Below are 15,525 nucleotides of genomic sequence, written 5' to 3' on the forward strand. Positions count from 1 at the left end.
AGGGTGGGCACGGCGGCACGTGCGCCTTTGCCCACCCTGCCGCGCTACGGCACGAGTCCAACGCCCGCGCGCCTTGCGGGTTCACCAATCCGGATCGCCGTAGGGGTCGCCCATATAGGGCGGCGGCATCCAGGGTCCTCGCGACGGTCTGGGCCGCCGGGGTGGTGGGGGCTCTGGCAGATGCGGCCGCGCGCGCGCAGCCGCATCATTGGTCACACTGCGCACCACGGGCTTTGCGGCTGCAGGCGCGGGTGACGTTGATGAAGCGCTCAGTTGCGTCTGCAACGCCTGGACCTGCGCGGCGAGGCGCGCATTTTCCGCCGCATCCTTCTCCTGCGCGGCCTTGAGCTGTCGAATGGTGTCGGCCTGCTCATGCAGGGTCTGCTCGTTGCTACTTTTCAATTGCTCGAGCTTGCCGCTGATGCTCGCAAGCTCGCTCGTGATGGACTTGAGCGATTGCGCGAGATCGGCCGATGATGCCTCGGGCGCGGGAGTGCCGGACTTTGGGGCGCTTTCCGTGTCCTTCGCGACCGGCGCCGCGGGCACTTGGCTCGGCTCGTCCGCAGCGGCCAGCAGCACGGCCGGCGGCTGCGCCGGAGTCTGCACTGCTGACGCTTGCGGGGGGTGGCTCGCAGCCGGAGCCCATCGTGCGATGATCGACCTGCTGATCGATTTGGCCTCGTCGCGATATTGCGAAGCGAAGGCGGCACCGAGAAGGCCGATCGCCAGCACAAGGCCGACCAGGGCGCGCATCATGGTTCGATCTCCCGTCAATCCTTGATCGCGAGGCTTGCGATTCAAGACCTTGGCATTCGGAACCCCGGCATCCGGAGTCGGCGCCTTGTGTCCGGGAGTGGCGACTGCAGTCGCGCTGGCGCCGGCGTGCGAAGCCCGCGGGCCTTCGCTGTTGCGTTCCATTCCGGAAACCAGCCGGTCCAGCCGCGCAAGGTCTTGCTCAGCGCTCTTGATCCGGTCGTAGGCCCGCGTCAGCCCGCCGTCCGCGAGCGCCTCGTCGGGCTTGGCAGCATCCGGATTGGCGGTGTCGGGATTGCCGGCATCAGGCTTCCCGGCATCAGGCTTGGCCGCGTCAGGCTTGGCAACATTAGGGTTGGGGTCGTTCGTGTCAGGCACCGATGCGCTCTCCATCCGGTCGCGCGTCAATGGGAGGCAGTCCGATCGTGGGAAGGATAGGTCTCGCCGCTATCAGACACAACGCGCGTGCAAAGGAAAAATTATGGCGGGCTCGAAGCCGGGCGGAGTGAGCGTGTGAGGATAGTATCGCGCCTGCGCAAAGCGCAGATCGCAGTATTGATCGAACGGAGCGAAGCCGATCAACGTACCCCCGTATCCGGCCCCGCGCCGTCTGAATACGCCACCAGTCGCTAGTGATGTGTCGCGCGGATTTCTAGCGTAGTCTGGGTGAGCTTGGCCACGAATCCCTCAAAGTGCATGAACCTTTGTCTGGTCATTTGTTCATGCAACCCGACGATCTCCCGGGATTCGGCGACGAAGGATTCACACGCCTGTTTCGCGTACTCGATCTGAAGCTCGAAGGCCTCGATGGGCGAGCGCGCCGTCGCGAGCTTTCCCAGGAAGGCCCAGGCGTCCTCGAGGGAGTTGCTGATGTAGCGGCTGTAGGCATCGGCAATCGCCTGCGGGCTGGCCTGGAGGGATTCCACCGGTGCGACGGGTGCGCTGGCAGCGACCTCCGTCCCGGGCGGCAAGGCTGCCGCCGAGGCGACCGCCGCACTGATCCGCGGGGTCGTCTCTACCTCTTGCCTGTTGTCTTGCTCTTGCTTGTTCCCTTGGCTGATCTCCGCTGCGGCATCCGCCGATTGATGGGCTGCAGTTGCGTGTTGCTTGTCCGCCCCGGTGCGTTGCGCGGCCTTCTTCTTCCCGCCGCGCCGGCCAGATTTTCCCGCTGGCTTATTTTCGATCGAACTCAACATTGCAAATGGCTCCTCAATTTCGCTGAAACCGCAAGCCTCCGTCGCGTTTGCGCTGAAATCGCGATTATCAGACGTCGCTCGGGTGGCTGCCATGTGGTGACATTTTGCCTGATACGGGTGGGCCGGCCGGTCAACCATCCGGCGAACTGCCACAGTCATCCCGGCAATCAATAGCGGCCTCCGCTGCTCTTTTGCTGCGTGATCCAGTCCGACAATGTTTTCGGTGGCGATTTCTCAGCCCGGCCCGGTGATGCCTTCGGATTGTCGCGGACGCCTTTCGTTGGCCGGGTGCGCGGCGCTTCCGTCTGCGTGACGCCCTTCAAGGCAGCCATCGAAGCCTCTGCGGCTTCCTTCTCTAGGCGCAACTGTTTCAATCGCGCCATCTTGATGCGCTCTGCCTCGACTTCGGGTCGTTCAGCTAGCAGCGGCTTGCGTTGAGCAAGCTCGGCGGGGACCAGGACACCGATAACGGTTGTCTCGCCGAGCGCCTTGCAGGCCTCGAGCCGATGCAGTCCCTCGACCAGAACCAGGCGGTCTCCGTCGAGCCTGATGGAAATGGGCTCCTGTTGTCCGATCTCCATAATACTTTCCGCGATCTCCCCGACGATCTCGGGCTTGAGCGCTTTCTTCTGCTTCGTGGGAACGAAGATCTTCTCGATCGGGAAGCTTTCCGGTTTGGGCATAGCTTGACTCCGCTTCTACCGGGTCCGTCGGAACCCATGCCGGTGGGTTTGGGAGTTTAGGAGGGAAGGGCTCGACCGCAAAGGCAATTTCGGAGGAATGGGGTGTGCACTTGATCAGGGGCGCATACCAGCGCCGCAGGGTGCGGCGGTCACTGTTGGGAATCTCGCACTCATGAACAATCGTCGCGGAACGGGCATTGGCTCATTTCGTTGCATTGAGGGGCTGTCGGGAGGAGGACATCATGAAAGCAACGATCATCGCGCTCTCTGCTGCCGTTGTCATGGCCACGGCACCTGCCGTGCTTGCTCAGGGCGCATCGAGCACGGCGCCAGGTCAGGAGATGCAGCAAACGGGTTCCAAGAAGGGCGAGCCGGGCGCTTCCAGCTACGCTCCCGGACATAAGATGCATCACGCGATGCACCATACGAAAGCCACGAAGAAGACCCACGGCGCGTCGAACTACGCTCCAGGTCAAACCACCGGCATGAGCACGAAGCCAGCCGCCGGCTCGAGCACAAAGTCAGGGTACTGAAGTCCAGGTACTTGTGTTCAAGTATTGACGGATACAGCAGCGTGTAGGGCGGGTTGAGCCTGGCGAAACCCATCACTCGTCGAAGGACCGATGATGGGTATCGCCTCGCTCCAACGCGCCCCCAAAAAAGTCATACCGCAGCTGTGAATTACGCCACAGACGGTGGCCGCCCGATCTGCTTAGCTGCCGTCAACAGGCCTCCCGTATGCGCGCTTGGCATTGGCGCCGTCGCAATTCGAAATTTTGGGGTGATCGTTATGGGCGTTTTTCGTCGCACGGCCATGCTTTGCAGCTGGTTCATTGAATCCACCATGAGCGGGTGTACCGAGAGATTTCGTGTGCGCTGAAAAAGGCGCGCACAGGAGTTTTCCCGAGGCCCCGCCGGTGATGGACGGGGCTTTTTCATGTTTGCAATCTGCCCACTGCCGCCCGGCGGAGCCTTCGCGAGAAGGGAGGCAGGGTCGTGTGGGAGTATTTTGGACCCGATTTCGCTTTCGACCTGATGAAGGGCGTGGTCGCCGGAATAGCGTCGATGGCAGTTCAGCTCGTGGCGCCACGGACCTTTCGTGCCGCAAAGCAGTTGCGCGCGCGCTGGGTTGCGCGGAGGGCAGCGCGGCAGGCGCGTCGAAAGGTGGTGGCGAATGATGAGGGATGAGGAACTGGTGGCCCGGATTGGGTGTGAACTGCATCCGGGCTGCCTATCTGAGTGAAGGAAAAAACTCCAAGTCGCGCAGGTCAATCTCGATATCGGGATCGAAGTCGAAGGCTAGAATCTCAATGAAGCCTGAGTTTGCATGGTCGTATTTCACCAGAACACTCACAACGAAGATAAACTCGATCGTTTCTGATTCGAAATATGTCTTGCCCGCCTCATATCCGGCTCGATAGGCAAGGCCGCCGCTTTCGAAGGAGAGGGCGAATTCGATGCCCAAATCGACAGCGAATTGAATTTCGCAGCTGAATTGATTGCCAGTTCTTCGAAGGACGTTGAGTTCGAATGTCTCCAAGGCATTGGCCGCATAGACTTCGCCTGATATGTCGATGTCGGGGTAAAGGGGTCCAAAACGGCTGGACACGCGCACCTTCCGGCCCCGTAGTACTCGAAGCAACTCCTGCTTTAGTAGGCCATGTTGTCGTACAAACTCGAGTAGATAGTTGTGTATACGCTTAGTGACGGTAGCCTTCGATATAATCTCGTTGAGCGTCTCCGCGTGGATCAAGACGTCGTCGCAACAGGCCTTGAGATCGGGGTCGCCTGAGACAATATAGGCGCGAGTAAAATTCTGGGCACACCATTGGCGAATGGCATGCACGACGACCGCGTCAGGAAATTCTGATTTCTTCCTGTCGCTGAAGGGAGGCCTTCGAGAAAAATAGTCATCAAACACGGAATTAAGATCGATAACGAGGGGGACCTCGATCGCGCGAAGTTCGTGCATGAATGCGCGGAATTGAGCATCTAGCCTCTCGCTTGCTTGCGGGTCGAGCAGCCGGTTCAAGCACTCGTTGCCATCCAACTGATTAACGAGAGTTTCGTACTTTTTGAAAGCGGCGTTAGCATTGCCATAATGCTCGATTAGTTTCCGGGAAACCTCGCGCCTAGTAATATTTGTCGTCAGGATCCTGACATGGCTTGAGGCGATCAGCTCTTTGAGACGAGCGAAGGATCTCGATTGCCAATCGTACTTTTCTCGAACGAATGCTTCAGTGTCGAGGAAAATGAATTCTGTTTCTAACTGAGCGACGGGTTCGGCCATCGTGGATCCGCCGTGATCAAGCCTGTGGACTACAGAGAGGGCGAGGAAGTCGGGCTCAAGTGCGATTTGCGTAATTAGCCAGCAAGAGCGAACGATTCGGACGCTCGATGGTTATTCGGCAGCTCGGGAAGCGGGCATGCATAACAGTCTTGGAGGAGATGAAAGCCAGCAACCCGCCGCCGGGTTAGTGGCGAGCCGCCATTCGTCCAGCTGTTAGCAATCCGGCGAAGTTCTGCAATCTTTGCATCAATACGATCGTCCAAATTTTGAAGCACGTGTTGTGCATTGGTGTACTTGAAGGACTGAGACCACCCCCACGTAACCCTGTTCATCATGACCATCGCTTGATGATAAAGATACACTTGAGACGAAACCTTTCCTTTGGCTGCGCCCTGCATTGCCGCTCTGGCTTGCCCAATGATCTCATCCAATTTTGTAAGAAGAGCATCTTGTGCCTTGTTTGAAGGCTGGAGAGATCTTGCCGAGATTCTATAGCCGAGTACATCGGTGCCGGCGTGAATGTTGCCTTGGTCCACCTTTCCGTCCCGAAGCGCGGCCGGGTCCGACGGGTCGTAGCAAGTCATTCCCAGTTTTCGCAATCTGTCTTGAGCTGATTTGAACGCTGCGACAACTTTTGCTTCTGTCCGTCCCAGCAGAATGAAGTCATCAATGTAGCGGACACAGATGAGTCCTCGTCCATTCATTGCCGTGTCGAATTCCCGGAGCACAATGTTTCCCGCGAGCGCGGAGAGCGCGGAGCCTTGAGCAACGCCTACTTCAGTGCTTGGGAAGAGAGTGAAATGGTTGCGCTCCTCAAGCTCCTGTTTGTTCGCTAGGTTCGTTGCAAGGGCCTGCGCAAATAGATTGCAGAAGGCGTCATCACTGGTTGCTTTACGAACAAAGTCGACGACGTCGGCAATGGGAATACGAGTGAAGAAATCTCGGATGTCAGATCGAATGAACCAATGGTATCCATTGCGTACGGCGTTATCGATCAACGACAGCCCCAGAGGGACACCTCGGCTTTGGATGCCGCCAACGCTGGTCGGCGTTTCCATGATGGCGCGGACGCTTGGTATTCCGGTCCAACGCCTTCGTGCATCTACATCTGAAGAGCTGTCGCCCTGCAGTACATCTAGAATGGCGCGGCGAACGATTCGATTTTCAATGGGAGCAACGACGAGAGGGCGTCGCCCGAGTTTACCGCGGCCCTTTGGAAGCGCGACGCCTATCTCGTTTTCAAACGTAAACGACTGATTGCGCAACTGCCGCGCAAGTCGCTCGACATTGCTGAGCCAATTGGCATCAAAGCTTTTTGTTCTTCGAAAGGTTTCCGGGCTGAGCGAGGCCAGGCCACTTGCTCTCACGACTGCCCACGCAGGGTGTAGCACCGAACGGGAGCGAACCATTTTGTACAGATCGGCGCCCATGTAATCTCGTTGGTGTGGGAGCCTATCGGTGAGCCTGCTCCCGGCCGAAGGACTATCTCCGATCTCCAAGGCTCCGAAGGCGCAGGGTGCGACCTTCGGGTGCTACCTGATCCGCAGAAGCGCTAGCCTCGCGGTCCACGCCCCCAGCCATACCGACGCTCACAAGGAGCCCAGCCGCCAGAAGCGGGAAGATCGTTGCCGCAACAAACCGTGATGCGGCGCGCCGTGCCGGACGATTGGCACGTTTTTGCATGTGCGGGTCATCTAGTCCTCCTGGTGCGCCGAGTAGCCTTTTTGAGCTTCCCGTCAAGGTTGACCAGCCACCCTCCGCGGCCAACGAGAAAGAAAAGCTACCGACCGTCCGATAGGTCCCCGAAATGGCGAGGGCTACGGCCAGCTCACTTTCTGCCGGGCGCGAAGTCCGATCTCCAAGGCTCCGAAGGCGCAGGGTGCGACCTTCGGGTGCTACCTGATCCGCAGAAGCGCTAGCCTCGCGGTCCACGCCCCCAGCCATACCGACGCTCACAAGGAGCCCAGCCGCCAGAAGCGGGCGAATCGAACGCTCTAAGCCTATCCGAACAGAAGAAGAGCTACAATATATTCGGTCGGCCATCAGTGTTGTCCCCAACATATTGTGTCTTGGAGTCAAAAAGGGCGGCCTCTCGGCCGCCCTTCGTGGATGCCCGGGGCTCAGCTCCGGGGCATGACGGTCTTGAGTGAGCTACTGCCTCACGAACACCCAGTCGTGCTTCCACAAGTATCGCACTTCATGCAGGTCCCGTTCCGCACCAGCGTGAAGTTGCCGCACTCCGAGCACATCTCGCCCTCGTAGCCCTTGGCCTTGGCTTCGGCGCGGCGCTCGGCCTTGCTGGGGGCGGCGGTTGCTGCGCTGCCGGCCTTGCTCCACTGGAGCGCTTCGAGCTTCTCCGTCGGAGACAGATCGTGCTGGGCTTCCTGCTTCAGGGCGACGGCGCCTTCGAGGGCGTCGCCGACGCGGGCGCTGGCGCCGTGCGAGGCGAGGGCGGTGACCTTGCTGCCGCCTGATGGCGCGCTGTCGTTGCCCTGGGCAACCGCAGTCGTGCCGCCGCGCATCACCACGAGGTTGTCGGTGCGCGAGCGGGTGAGGCCGCGCGAGACCAGCTTGGTCGCGTGGTGGCTCGGCTCGTCGTCCGGCTCCTTGCCTTCCTCGACGCCCTTGCCGAGCGCATCAAAACCCGTCTCGTTGGGATCGACGTGGGCGAGGTCGAAGCGGCTGAGATAGCTCACCGCCAGCTCGCGGAAGACGTAGTCGAGGATCGACGTCGCATACTTGATGCTGTCGTTGCCCTGCACGGGACCCGCCGGCTCGAAGCGGGTGAAGGTGAAAGCGTCGACATATTCGTCCAAGGGCACGCCGTATTGCAGGCCGAGCGACACCGCGATGGCGAAGTTGTTGATGAAGGAGCGGAGCGCCGCGCCTTCCTTGTGCATGTCGATGAAGATCTCGCCGAGACGGCCGTCGTCATATTCGCCGGTGCGGAGATAGACTTTATGGCCGCCGACGACCGCCTTCTGGGTGTAGCCCTTGCGGCGGTCCGGCATCTTCTCGCGCTCGCGCATCACGATGATGCGCTCGACCAGCTTCTCGACGATCTTCTCCGAGACTTGGGCGGCGCGCGCGGCCATCGGCTTCTCGTAGAGGGTCTCGACCGCATCGTCCTCGTCCTCATCGTCGCTGATGAGCTGCGAGTTGAGCGGCTGAGAGAGCTTGGAGCCGTCGCGATAGAGCGCGTTGGCCTTCAGCGCCAGCTTCCACGACAGCATGTAGGCGGACTTGCAGTCCTCCACCGTGGCGTCGTTCGGCATGTTGATGGTCTTGGAGATCGCACCCGAGATGAAGGGCTGCGCCGCCGCCATCATGCGGATGTGGCTCTCGACCGACAGATAGCGCTTGCCGATCTTGCCGCAGGGATTGGCGCAGTCGAACACCGGATAGTGCTCGGCCTTCAGGTGCGGAGCACCTTCCACCGTCATCGCGCCGCAGATGTGGACGTTGGCCGCCTCGATCTCGCGCTTGGTGAAGCCGACGGCCTGGAGCAGGTCGAAGCCGGGGGCTGCGATCGCTTCGGCACCGATTCCCAATTGGTCCCGAATAAAGTCTTCGCCAAAGGTCCACTTGTTGAAGGCGAACTTGATGTCGAAGGCGGTCGGCAGGGCCTTTTCGACCTTGGCGATGGCGTCGTCCGTGAAGCCCTTGGCCCTCAGCGTGGTGACGTTGATGCCGGGGGCATTCGCCAGCGAGCCGTGGCCGACGGCGTAGGCCTCGATCTCCGCGATCTCGCTCTCGCGATAGCCGAGCGCGCGCAGCGCTGCGGGCACCGCACGGTTGATGATTTTGAAGTAGCCGCCGCCGGCGAGCTTCTTGAACTTCACCAGCGCGAAGTCGGGCTCGATGCCTGTCGTGTCGCAATCCATGACGAGGCCGATCGTGCCTGTCGGCGCGATGACGGTCGTCTGGGCGTTGCGATAGCCGTGCTTTTCGCCAAGCTCGAGCGCCGCATCCCAGGCCGCCTTGGCATGGGTGATGAGGTCCTGTTGCGGGCACGAGGCGTGGTCGAGCGGCACCGGGTTGACGGAGAGCGCCTCGTAGCCGCTCGCTTCGCCATGCGCGGCGCGGCGGTGGTTGCGGATGACGCGCAGCATGTGCGCGGCGTTCTTCTTGTAGCCGGGGAAAGTGCCGAGCTCGGCCGCGATCTCGGCCGAGGTCTTGTAGGTGATGCCGGTCATCACGGCGGTCAGCGCGCCGCAGAGCGCACGGCCTTCCTTCGAGTCATAGGACAGGCCCATGGTCATCAGCAGGCCGCCGATATTGGCGTAGCCGAGGCCTAGCGTGCGGAACTCGTAGGAGAGCTCGGCGATCGCCTTCGACGGGAACTGCGCCATCATCACGGAGATTTCGAGCACGATGGTCCAGAGCTGGCAGAGATGCTCATAGCCCTTGACGTCGAACTGCTTGGTCTCGGTGTTGTAGAACGTCAGCAGGTTGGCGGAGGCGAGGTTGCACGCCGTGTCATCCAGGAACATGTATTCCGAGCACGGATTGGAGGCGCGGATGTCGCCGGACGCCTTGCAGGTGTGCCAGTCGTTCATGGTGGTGTTGAAGTGCAGGCCCGGGTCGGCCGAGGCCCAGGCGGCGTAGCCGATCTTTTCCCAGAGGTCGCGCGCCTTCAGCGTCTTCGTCACCTTCTTGGAGGTGCGGGCGTTCAGATTCCAGTCGCCATCAGTCTCGACCGCGCGCAGGAAGTCGTCCTTCAGCGAGACCGAGTTGTTGGAGTTCTGGCCCGAGACGGTGAGATAGGCTTCGCTGTCCCAGTCGGTATCATAGGTGTCGAACTGGATGTCCTTGTAGCCTTGCTTGGCGAACTGGATGACGCGCTTGATGTAGTTGTCAGGCACGAGGCTGCGGCGCGCCAGCTTGATCTCGCGGCGCAGGGCAGGGTTCTTCTCGGGGTCGAAGCAGTCATCGCCCGAGCCTTCGCAGTTCACGCAGGCCTTCAGCACCGCCTTGAGGTGCTTCTGGTTGATCTTCGAGCCGGTGACGAGCGCTGCGACCTTCTGCTCCTCCTTCACCTTCCACTCGATATAGGTCTCGATGTCGGGGTGATCGACGTCGACGACGACCATCTTGGCGGCGCGCCGGGTGGTGCCCCCGCTCTTGATGGCGCCCGCGGCACGGTCGCCGATCTTGAGGAAGCTCATCAGACCGGACGAGCGGCCGCCGCCGGACAGCTTCTCACCTTCGCCGCGCAGGCGCGAGAAGTTGGAGCCGGTGCCGGAGCCGTATTTGAACAGGCGGGCTTCGCGAACCCAGAGGTCCATGATGCCGCCTTCGTTGACGAGGTCGTCACCGACGCCCTGGATGAAGCAGGCGTGCGGCTGCGGATGCTCGTAAGCCGATTTGGACTTGGTCAGCTTGCCGGTGAAGGGGTCGACGTAATAGTGGCCCTGGCCGGGACCGTCGATGCCATAGGCCCAGTGCAGGCCGGTGTTGAACCATTGCGGCGAGTTCGGCGCGACCATCTGCATGGCGAGCATGTAGCGGAGCTCGTCGTAAAAGGCCTGCGCGTCTTCGTCGGTCGAGAAATAGCCGCCCTTCCAGCCCCAATAGGTCCAGCAGCCGGCGAGGCGATCGAACACCTGCTTGGAGGAGAGCTCGCTGACATAGCGCTCCTTCTCGGGGAGCTGGCTAAGCGCCTCGGTATCGGGCACGGAGCGCCACAGGAAGGAGGGGACGGATTCCTCCTCGACCTTCTTCAGGCGCGCGGCAACGCCAGCCTTGCGGAAGTACTTCTGGGCGAGCACGTCGGAGGCGACCTGCGACCATTCGGCCGGGACCTCGACGCCGTCCATTTTGAACACAACCGAGCCGTCGGGATTCCTGATCTCCGACGTGGTCAGGCGGAATTCGATTCCCGCATAAGGTGACTGTCCCGAAGTGGTGTGGCGCCGCTCAATCCGCATGGTCTTGCCCCGTCCTTATCTTTGACCGGACTGCCTCCGTTCAGGCATCCGGGTCGTCATTTCATTTCGCGGCGCCGCTTTGGCCGTCGGCCGCAAGGCACCGCAGTTCAGCCGGTGGATCCGGCCCTGTTTTTTTCCCGACGCGATTGTCCGATGCGTGCATCGATCCGTCCCGCCGGCATATCCACACCCATCCGCCCCCAAGGGGATGTGTGCGACATGCGTTCAACGCCCCACTGTCACAACGTCTACCGATGCCATCCGAGCCTGTTGCCGGCCCGTTCTGGCGCCCGAAAAGTCCCGCTCATCAGGCAGACAAGCCCTCATTCCGCGGCCTTTGCTGGCTTGGCGGAGTGTCGATTTGCGAGACCCTTTGGGGGAGTGCCGGCGGGACGCAAACTCACTCGCGCCGAACGGACCGAAAGCTAGGACTCTCCGCTGCGCCCGTCAAGAACTAGTGCGAGTTCCTGAATCAAATACTAAATATGGTGGATTGCGGGGGATAACAGGGGGCAAGCCCACGCCTGTTGTGGAGGCAAGTATCAGTGAGTCCTCAGGGATTCCCAACCGAAAAAATTTGCATTCCGCGATGATCACAACCCTTCATCCCGCTGTTCACAGGGCAGGTATATTTTTGGGCGATGGGATTGCGTCAGCCAGACTCACGTAATGGTACGGAAGCTGAGGGCAGGCATGCCCGCCGAGGTGGTGGTCCGCCAGGCGAATCCGCGCCAAGTTGACCTCTGACTTGCCGGATACCCCACATGCTTGATTCGACCAGGCCGGTGCAACGCCCGCGCATCGCCCCGGCCGGCCTGATGTTCCTCGCGATCACCTCGATCGGCTGGGGCTTCAATTGGCCGGTCACGAAATTCCTCCTCGGTGAGCTGCCGCCGTTGACCCTGCGCGGCGTCACCGGCGTGCTCGGCGCGGTGCTGCTGGCCGCGCTGGCGCTGCTGCGCGGCGACAGCCTGAAGGTCGCTGGCGCGATCTGGCCGCGGCTGATCGCCGCAGCCGTGCTTAACGTCACCGGCTGGATGGTGCTGATGGGGCTGGCGCTGCTCTGGCTGCCGGCGAGCGAGGCGGCGCTGATCGCCTACACCATGCCGGTCTGGGCCTCGCTGATCGCCTGGCCGGTGCTGGGAGAGCGGCCGACGGTGCTGCGCACGCTGGGTCTGGTGATGGCCTTTGCCGGGCTCGCCTCGATCATGGGCGGCAACGGCATCGCCGCCAGCGCCGAGAAAGCGCCCGGGATCATCATGGCGCTGTGCGGCGCGCTCGGCTTTGCCGTTGGCACCGTATTCTCCAAGAAGTACCCGATCCATCTGCCGCCGATCACGGCCGCGGCCTGGCAGATCGGCATCGGCTGCCTGCCGATCTCGATCATCGGCCTCGTGATCGAGACCTCGCATCTGGATAGGGTGACGCCAACAGGCTGGTGGCTGCTGGTCTATTCCACCGTGGTGCAGTTCTGCATCGCCTATGTCAGCTGGTTCGCCGCGCTCGCCCGCCTGCCGGCCTCGGTCGCGGCGATCGGCACCATGGCGGTGCCTGTGATCGGCGTCGTGGCGTCCGCGATCGCGCTGCACGAGCCGCTAGGGCCGGGCCAGATCGCCGCGCTGATCTTCACGCTCGCGGCGGTGGTGCTGGCGACGCGGTAGTCCCGCCGCCGAGCGCCTTCCTGATCATCTCGGCGAGCTGGTTTCTGCGATAGGGCTTGGTCAGCAGCAGTACGCCATCGTCGAGCTTGCCGTGATGGACGATGGCGTTGTCGGTGTAGCCGGAGGTGTAGAGCACCTTGACGCCCGGCCGGCGTTTGGCGATTTCGTCGGCGAGCTCGCGCCCGCTCATGCCGCCAGGAATGACGATGTCGGTGAAGAGCAGGTCGAAGGCCTGGCCGGCGTCGATCAATTCGAGTGCGGCCTTGCTGTCGGCGGCGGCGACCGTGTTGTAGCCGAGACTCTGGAGCTGCGCGGTGACGAAGTTGCGCACCAGTGCATCGTCCTCGACGATGAAGATGGTCTCGGCGCCGCCTTCGGCCTGGGGCGCCGCGATGGCCGTGGCTACGCCGGTGCCTTCGCCCGGCGGCAGATAGAGCTTGATCGTGGTGCCGTGGCCTTCCTCGCTGTAGATCTTGATGTGGCCTCCCGACTGCTTGACGAAGCCGTAGACCATGGAAAGGCCGAGACCCGAGCCCTTGCCGACCTCCTTGGTGGTGAAGAACGGCTCGAACGCCTTCTCTTGGACGCTCTGCTCCATGCCCGTGCCGGTATCGCTGACGGCGAGCATCACGTAAGGGCCGGGCCGCACGTCGACATTGGCTTGTGCGTAGGCCTCATCCAGCACGACCCGGTGGGTCTCGAGCAGCAGCTTGCCGCCATTCGGCATCGCATCGCGGGCGTTGATCGCCATGTTGAGCACGGCATTGGCGAGGCGCGATGGATCGATATGCGCGGTCATCGATCCTTGTTCCAGGACCGTCTCGATCTGGATCTGCTCGCCGAGGGTTGGGCGCAGGAGCTTTGCGATGTCGGCGATGGCGGCGTTGATCTCGACGTCGTGCGGCTGCAGCGGCTGTTTTCGCGCGAAGGCGAGGAGGTGCTGAATCAGTTCCGCGCAGCGCTCGGCGGCGTCGTCGATCAGGCGCGCCGTACGCTGCAACTCGGGCTGCTCCTTCAGGCTCGCCACCAGCGTCTCGGTGTTGCCCGAGATCACGGTGAGCATGTTGTTGAAGTCATGGGCGACGCCGCCGGTCAGCTTGCCGATAGCATCGAGCTTCTGCGACTGCTGCAGCTGCCGCTCGGTCTCGCGTGAGGCGGTCGCGTCGTGATAGACCAGCACGGCGCCGGAGATGTTGCCTTGCCCGTCGCGCATCGGCCTGCCGCTGACCATCAAATGGCGCACATTCTTGCCGCCGTGCGGGCGGACGATCATCTCCAGCTCTTCGAACTCGTCGCCGCGCAGCACGCGCACGGACGGCAGCTCGTCGGATTTGAGCGGCGTGACGCCGTCGCCGTGAAAGACGTCGGACAGCGCGCGCAGATTGCGCAGGTTCATGCCGGCGCGGTGCAACAGCATCCGCTCCGCAGCCGGATTGGACAACAGCACGGTGCCTTCCTTGTCGATCACCAGCACTGCCTCCGCCATGCTGCGGAACGTGCTCTGGAGCACGTTGACCGACAGGCGCAATTCGTCATGGGCGGTGACGAGGTGCTCGGTGCGTTCGGCCACGGCAGCCTCAAGAGCTGTCTTGGCAGCTTGGGTTTGTTCGAGCGAACTCTGAAGCTGCACTGTGGTACGCTGGCTCTCGCGTATTACCATGATGACCAGCAGCAGGATGACGAGGGCGCCGGCGACGTCGATGCCGAGCAGCACGATGCCGGTACGGCGCGAATCCTGCGAACGCGCGCTGAGCAACCGTTCTTCTCCGGCGCTCAGACGGTCGAGGTTGCCGATCACCGTCTCCATCAGGCCGCGGCCTTCGGCCTTGCCGTTGAGCGCGGCAATGCCGGCCTCGTCGTTGGCCGCGCGCATACGCATCGCCTCGGCGGCGATTTCGAGCCGTCGCAGCGCCAACGGTTCGGTCCCCTCCAGCAGCGCGACCTGGTCGGGATTGTCGCGGACGGCCCGTTTGAGCTCGGCCAGCGCGGGCGCGAGTTCGCCGCGCGCCGCCTGGAACTCGGCGGCGAAAGCCGAGCTGCGGTAGAGCTCGAAGCCGCGTGCCGCGCTTTCGGACCGGCGCATCAGAACGCGCAGGTTCGAGATCTTCTGCAGCACCTCGACCGTGTGATTGACCCATACCGTATCCGACCTCGATTTGACGTCGAGGCCGATCGAAGCAGCGGTGATGATCAGGAGGATTGCAAGTCCAGCACCGAGAATGACGCGCTGTGAGGGGATCAAGGGGCTTCTTTCTTGTCCTTCTCTGCGCTGTCGCCGGAACCGGCGAGGCATTCCCGGATCGTCGTCAACAGCGCCTCCGGCGTGAACGGCTTGCGTAGGCAGCGCGTCGCACCGAGCTCGAGCGCCATGCGGAGGAAGTCCGGGGAGGGCGAGGCGGACGAGGCGAAAGCATAGCCCGACATGGCGATCAGCGGAATTGTCGGCGCGCGCTCATGGAAGATGCGGATGGATTCGAAGCCGCGCATATGCGGCATGAAGATATCAACCAGCATCACATCAAATGTCTGCGCTTCGAGCGCAGCAAGCCCCGCTTCGCCGCCATCGGTCAATGTGACGTCGAAGCCCTGACGCTGGAGGAGGACCTCGATAGTCGCGCCGACCATCGGATCGTCGTCTACCACGAGGATGCGCGGCATGACATTTCCCAGTAAATCGAAGTCCCCACAGTATCTGCTGATATAGGCGAATCGTGTGCAGGGTCAATTTTGGATTAGGTTGGAATTGATATGCACGGCGCAATGCATAGCGATTATCGAGTTCCGGACATCAGCTGCATTCACGGAGCGGCGGACAGATGAAGTTCCTCGGATTTCAATGACAGGTTGAGACAAAACCGTGCGGCCTGGAAAACCATTACAAGCGTGCGCGACCCGGGCGAGGAAGATCACCCAAGTCTCTCGTTGACGTGGGCGTGATTGCCGGCACCTGCGGCAAACCCGAGGCCGCTAAACGAAAGGCGGCACCCTTGGTTGGGCGCCGCCCGAGAAGAC

At 61.9% G+C, this 15,525-nt stretch carries 10 protein-coding genes; 2 read left to right on the forward strand and 8 right to left on the reverse strand.

The window, feature by feature from the left end; genetic code table 11:
- Positions 1–81: 81 nt before the first annotated feature.
- From BM374_RS19140 to BM374_RS19150, 3 genes are all read right to left on the reverse strand, one after another.
- Positions 82–1,131 carry a hypothetical protein gene (locus tag BM374_RS19140; protein ID WP_349509991.1) on the reverse strand — a complete coding sequence of 350 codons (1,050 nt, stop codon included), beginning with the start codon at positions 1,129–1,131 and terminating at the stop codon, positions 82–84.
- 251 nt (positions 1,132–1,382) lie between these two features.
- Positions 1,383–1,949 carry a phasin family protein gene (locus tag BM374_RS19145; protein ID WP_244552630.1) on the reverse strand — a complete coding sequence of 189 codons (567 nt, stop codon included), beginning with the start codon at positions 1,947–1,949 and terminating at the stop codon, positions 1,383–1,385.
- A gap of 167 nt (positions 1,950–2,116) precedes the next feature.
- Positions 2,117–2,632 carry a ParB N-terminal domain-containing protein gene (locus BM374_RS19150; RefSeq protein ID WP_092294804.1) on the reverse strand — a complete coding sequence of 172 codons (516 nt, stop codon included), beginning with the start codon at positions 2,630–2,632 and terminating at the stop codon, positions 2,117–2,119.
- Between the two features lie 242 nt (positions 2,633–2,874).
- On the opposite strand from BM374_RS19150, the gene BM374_RS19155 reads away from it, so the two are divergent.
- Complete coding sequence (locus tag BM374_RS19155; protein ID WP_092295062.1) at positions 2,875–3,165, forward strand: hypothetical protein; 291 nt, start codon at positions 2,875–2,877, stop codon at positions 3,163–3,165.
- Between the two features lie 698 nt (positions 3,166–3,863).
- Here BM374_RS19155 and BM374_RS19165 read toward each other — a convergent pair.
- From BM374_RS19165 to BM374_RS19175, 3 genes are all read right to left on the reverse strand, one after another.
- Positions 3,864–4,922, reverse strand: a complete 1,059-nt coding sequence (locus tag BM374_RS19165) for a PIN domain-containing protein (RefSeq protein WP_092294807.1) — start codon at positions 4,920–4,922, stop codon at positions 3,864–3,866.
- 74 nt (positions 4,923–4,996) lie between these two features.
- Positions 4,997–6,352 carry a reverse transcriptase domain-containing protein gene (locus BM374_RS19170; protein ID WP_092294809.1) on the reverse strand — a complete coding sequence of 452 codons (1,356 nt, stop codon included), beginning with the start codon at positions 6,350–6,352 and terminating at the stop codon, positions 4,997–4,999.
- Positions 6,353–7,081: 729 nt separating this feature from the next.
- Positions 7,082–10,852, reverse strand: a complete 3,771-nt coding sequence (locus BM374_RS19175; RefSeq protein ID WP_092294811.1) for a vitamin B12-dependent ribonucleotide reductase — start codon at positions 10,850–10,852, stop codon at positions 7,082–7,084.
- 764 nt (positions 10,853–11,616) lie between these two features.
- Here BM374_RS19175 and BM374_RS19180 point away from each other — a divergent pair.
- Positions 11,617–12,513, forward strand: coding sequence for a DMT family transporter (locus BM374_RS19180; protein ID WP_092294813.1), 897 nt, complete (start codon positions 11,617–11,619; stop codon positions 12,511–12,513).
- On the opposite strand, the gene BM374_RS19185 is transcribed toward BM374_RS19180, so the two are convergent.
- Together BM374_RS19185 and BM374_RS19190 are read right to left on the reverse strand one after the other, a co-directional pair.
- Positions 12,479–14,755, reverse strand: a complete 2,277-nt coding sequence (locus BM374_RS19185) for a CHASE3 domain-containing protein (RefSeq protein ID WP_092294815.1) — start codon at positions 14,753–14,755, stop codon at positions 12,479–12,481. The genes BM374_RS19180 and BM374_RS19185 overlap by 35 nt on opposite strands.
- On the reverse strand, positions 14,752–15,171 hold the full coding sequence (locus BM374_RS19190) for a response regulator (RefSeq protein ID WP_092294817.1): 420 nt from the start codon (positions 15,169–15,171) through the stop codon (positions 14,752–14,754). The genes BM374_RS19185 and BM374_RS19190 overlap by 4 nt, the downstream gene beginning before the upstream one ends.
- Between the last annotated feature and the right edge of the window lie 354 nt (positions 15,172–15,525).

Origin of the sequence: Bradyrhizobium sp. Ghvi, from assembly GCF_900115265.1 — a bacterium.
Taxonomy (GTDB): Bacteria; Pseudomonadota; Alphaproteobacteria; order Rhizobiales; family Xanthobacteraceae; genus Bradyrhizobium.